The following is a 3,877-nucleotide window of genomic DNA, read 5'->3' on the forward strand; positions in this document are numbered from 1 at the left end:
ATCTCCGGCGAGTCGACGTCCGCCAACCTGACTCGGCCGAAGTCGGTGACGTTGAATGTCTCTCCATCCACGACGTTGTAGACCATGCCGGAGGCGTCAATTTTGGGCAGACCAGACTCCATCGGCGAATCGGTCTTGCAGACCGAACCGGAAGAGGAGGCCAGCAGCAGAATAATGATGGATATCAAGAGGTTCCTCATGCCCTCTCCTAAAAGCCTCAGTCCCTTGCAGATGTACAGATTTGGGATAGACCGCGTTCCAAGAGCAAAAATGGATTGGATGCGGTTGGGACTTCAAAGCCCGATGTGCTCAGGCGGCGCAGAAGTCCCGGACCCATCTCACCCCCTCAGCTCCTCGATCATCTCCTCCACCTCTTCGTAGCCTTCCTGGTAGTGCTCCTCCTCGTCGGGGGCCAGCTCCTTGAGGAGCCTCAGAAACTCCCCCGCGTGGACCCTCTCCTCGTCGGCGATGTCCACCAGGACCTCCTTGGCCAGCTCATCGTCCGTCGACTCCGACAGCTGCATGTAGAGCTGGACCGCCTCGTACTCAGCGGCGATCATGTATCTGATGGCTCGGATCAGCTCCTCTTGGGTAAGCTTCCGGTCGCTGGCCAGACCTGAAAATGGGTTTGCAAATTCGGGCATGTCTTCTTCCTCCAAGAACCTCGCAGATTCGCTTCTAAACTATCAGGCTCGCGTCAGCGATAAGGGTTTCGCTCTTCCACAGATTCCAAAGTCAGATCTCTGACCTCATCCCGCCTTCCGGGTCGCCGCCACCGCCAGGTACATGAAGGGCGTGTCCAGGACCGCGATCAGAAGCTTGATGGCGTACTGGCCCACCATCATCTGGACCAGGACGGAGTTTGGGAGGACGGCGTAGAAGGCGAGGCTGATGAAGATCATGGTGTCGATCAGCTGGGAGGCCATGGTGGAGGCGTTGTTCCGGAGCCAAAGATGCCTTCCACCGGTCTTATCCCTCCAGAAGCCGTAGGCCCAGACGTCGTGATGCTGGCTCACCAGATATGCGACCATGGAGGCTGCGATCACCCTTGGGGCGAAGCCGAATACGGCATCAAAAGAGGCTGCAAGCCCCGGGTCCATCACCGGCGAGGCCGACCACCGGACCGCGATCAGAATCGAGACCATCATCACCAGGTTTGCGATGAAGCCGGTCCAGACCGCCAGCCTCGCCTTCTCCGCCCCGAATAGCTCGCTCAATATGTCGGTCAAAAGGAATGTGGAGGCGTAGACCAAAACCGCCGCCGGCGCTATGAAGGGTCCAAAGACGATCGTCTTCGCGGCGATGAGGTTTGCGAGGACGGTCAAGCTCGCGAAGACCCCGACTGCGATCTCCACCCCGAACCTGGCCGCCAGGACCGCAGAGAGGGTCACTATGGCCAGGGTCGCGGCCGCCCAGAAGAAGGGGATCAGGTCCATGGCAGTTATTTTCACCTCACGGCTCTGAGCTGGCGAGGGCGAAGTAGGCCAGGAGCGCCTCCAGCTGTATCCGCTCGTTGGCGCCTTCCGTCATCCGAAAGTCGATCTCTCCGATCCTGTCCATCAGCCGTACCACAGTGGAGGCTGAAAGCTCGTCGGAGTCCATGAGGCTGAGCATATGTCGGTGGATCTGAATTATGATGTCCTCTCCCGAGAGCCCCTGGACCAGGAGGAGCTCGTCGAGGAGGCCTCTCGCCTTGGTGAACTTGCCAGCGCGGGCGACCTCGATCAGCTCTTTGATCTGTTCGGGCCTGGCGGTGGCGGTGATCTGGTAGATCGTCTCCCCGGTCACCGACTCCTCCATCAGGGACGCCGCCTGGAGGGCGTTGATCGCCTTTCTCATGTCGCCCCGGGCGACGTAGACTATCGCACCCAGCCCCTCCTCAGTCAGACCGATCTTCTCGGCATCGGCGATCCTCTTCATCCTCTCGGCCACGGCCTCGTCGGAGAGGGACCGAAACCGATAGACTGCGCACCTGGACTGGATCGGCTCGATTATCTTGGAGGAGTAGTTGCACGATAGAATGAACCTGCAGATGGAGCTGTACCTCTCCATCGTCCTCCGCAGGGCACTCTGGGCGTCGTTGGTGAGGGCGTCGGCCTCGTCGAGGAAGATCACCTTGAACTCGGCGTCTCCCAGGGGCGCGGTCCTGGCGAAGTCCTTGACCTTGTGTCTGACCACGTCGATACCGCGCTCGTCGCTGGCGTTCAGCTCGATGAAGTTCGCCCGCCAGTCGTCGCCGAAGAGCTCTCGAACCATGCTGATGGCGGCGGCGGTCTTCCCCACCCCCGGCGGCCCCGAGAAGAGCAGGTGGGGGACGTTTCTGCTCCTGACGTAGGACTTGAGCCTCCTCACTATCTCCTCTTGGCCCACCACGTCCTCCAGGCTCGTCGGCCTGTACTTCTCGATCCAGATCTCCTCTTTTATCCTAGACCCCTCCTCCAGAACGAGCTGGCCCTTATCTCTATATCAAACTTGCCTCCCCGCCGACATTTGAAAGTTATTATATAGTGATGTCACCGATCATACGGAGAGGCGAATCTGATGAATATATCGAAGATCTTGTTTTTGGCGCTGGCCCTTCTCGCCGCGCCTGCGCTGGCGGAGGGAGAGAATGAGACTTGGAGTGCGAGGCCGGTCGCCGATACCGCGGATCCGGTGGGCCTCGCTGACCCCTCCTCCGTCTACTGCGAGGAGCTGGGCTACGAATGTGTAGACGGCGACTGCATCTTCCCCGACGGTACCTCCTGTCCGACCTGGGACTTCTACCGGGGCAAGTGCGGCCAGAGCTTCACCCGCTGCGAGCTTGAGGGCTACAGGATCGAGAGCCGGGTGGAGGATGTAGGAACCTTCAGCGCAGAGTACGCGGTCTGCGTCTTCGACGACTGCTCCGAGTGCAGCGAGCAGAGCCGCCTCGACGGCGAGTGCAGTCCCTCCAACTGCAACCGATGGACCCTGAAAGAGGGGTGCGAGCCGCCCGTCGAGCATCCGGGCCTGATCTCAAAGGTCGCCCGGATCAACAGCTCCGCGGGGACGAGCGCCGGGGACGTTCTGGGATGGGAGATCATCTACCGGGACGAGGACGGAAAATGCCGCCAATACTACGTCGCCCAGGCACCTCTGATCGGGATGATCAGGCCCGAGGAGGCGACTTGCCCTCAGGGGGTCCGGGCCTTCGACAGATACATGGTGGACTATGAGGAGGCGATCGCCATCATGCAGTCGATGGACTGCGGCGCCACCTTCGCAGAATTGAGCCTCTTCTGGCCGATGACCCCGGAGGCCGAGGAGCCACAGTGGCGCATCAAGACCAGCCTCGGAGACGAGATCGTCATCGGAGCGAACTGCAGGAGGGCGGAGTGCGTAAAGGCGGAGTGCTCAACGGAGGTGTGAGCAACGACCGACTAGGGGTGGCGGAAGTCGTCTCCTCCACCTTGCTTTAAGAAAAAGCTCTTCGAGATCGAGTATGCAGACCTCCAACTTCGCCCGATCCGGCTCCCACCCCCGGGCCGTCGCCATCTCCCGGACCCAGCCCCGGGGCTGGACCGGCCGCGCGTACGAGCCGCTCGCCCCCACCTGGCGCCTCGTCCAGGCTGCCAAGAGCGGCGCCATCGACGAGGACGAGTACATTCGGCGCTACCGGGAGGGGGTTCTCTCGAAGCTCGACCCCGCCACCGTCTATGCCGACCTCGGCGAGGACGCCATCCTCCTCTGTTGGGAGAGGTCGGGCGCCTTCTGCCATCGGCGGCTGGTGGCAAAGTGGTTCGAGGAGAAGCTGGGGGTATCGGTGCCGGAGGTGGGCGAAGGCGGCGTGGATGATCGAGGGCAGACGAGGCTTGCAGGCTTTCTTTCTCGACCTCCCAAAGAGGTTAAATAAATC

At 61.1% G+C, this 3,877-nt stretch carries 5 protein-coding genes and 1 pseudogene; 2 read left to right on the forward strand and 4 right to left on the reverse strand.

The window, feature by feature from the left end; genetic code table 11:
- From ACP5EL_RS08055 to ACP5EL_RS08070, 4 genes and pseudogenes are all read right to left on the reverse strand, one after another.
- Window positions 1-200: pseudogene (locus ACP5EL_RS08055) on the reverse strand (hypothetical protein); the annotation flags it as partial.
- Window positions 201-338: 138 nt separating this feature from the next.
- Window positions 339-644, reverse strand: coding sequence for a ferritin family protein (locus tag ACP5EL_RS08060; RefSeq protein ID WP_428401997.1), 306 nt, complete (start codon window positions 642-644; stop codon window positions 339-341).
- A gap of 105 nt (window positions 645-749) precedes the next feature.
- Window positions 750-1,436 (reverse strand): queuosine precursor transporter, encoded by a 687-nt coding sequence (locus ACP5EL_RS08065; protein WP_428401998.1) that lies wholly within the window; start codon window positions 1,434-1,436, stop codon window positions 750-752.
- A 16-nt stretch (window positions 1,437-1,452) separates the two neighbouring features.
- Window positions 1,453-2,424, reverse strand: a complete 972-nt coding sequence (locus tag ACP5EL_RS08070) for a replication factor C small subunit (protein WP_428402001.1) — start codon at window positions 2,422-2,424, stop codon at window positions 1,453-1,455.
- Between the two features lie 117 nt (window positions 2,425-2,541).
- Between ACP5EL_RS08070 and ACP5EL_RS08075 the strand changes: the two genes are divergently transcribed.
- Window positions 2,542-3,390 carry a DUF333 domain-containing protein gene (locus ACP5EL_RS08075; RefSeq protein ID WP_428401999.1) on the forward strand — a complete coding sequence of 283 codons (849 nt, stop codon included), beginning with the start codon at window positions 2,542-2,544 and terminating at the stop codon, window positions 3,388-3,390.
- Between the two features lie 73 nt (window positions 3,391-3,463).
- Window positions 3,464-3,874, forward strand: coding sequence for a hypothetical protein (locus tag ACP5EL_RS08080; RefSeq protein ID WP_428402000.1), 411 nt, complete (start codon window positions 3,464-3,466; stop codon window positions 3,872-3,874).
- Window positions 3,875-3,877 lie beyond the last annotated feature (3 nt).

Source organism: Methanocrinis sp., assembly GCF_049974945.1.
Taxonomy (GTDB): Archaea; Halobacteriota; Methanosarcinia; order Methanotrichales; family Methanotrichaceae; genus Methanocrinis.

Excerpts from the sequence above, each read along its gene's own strand:
- ACP5EL_RS08060 (WP_428401997.1), bottom strand. The coding sequence starts at position 644 with ATGCCCGAATTTGCAAACCCATTTTCAGGTCTGGCCAGCGACCGGAAG.
- ACP5EL_RS08065 (WP_428401998.1), bottom strand. The coding sequence starts at position 1,436 with ATGGACCTGATCCCCTTCTTCTGGGCGGCCGCGACCCTGGCCATAGTG.
- ACP5EL_RS08075 (WP_428401999.1), top strand. The coding sequence starts at position 2,542 with ATGAATATATCGAAGATCTTGTTTTTGGCGCTGGCCCTTCTCGCCGCG.
- ACP5EL_RS08080 (WP_428402000.1), top strand. The coding sequence starts at position 3,464 with ATGCAGACCTCCAACTTCGCCCGATCCGGCTCCCACCCCCGGGCCGTC.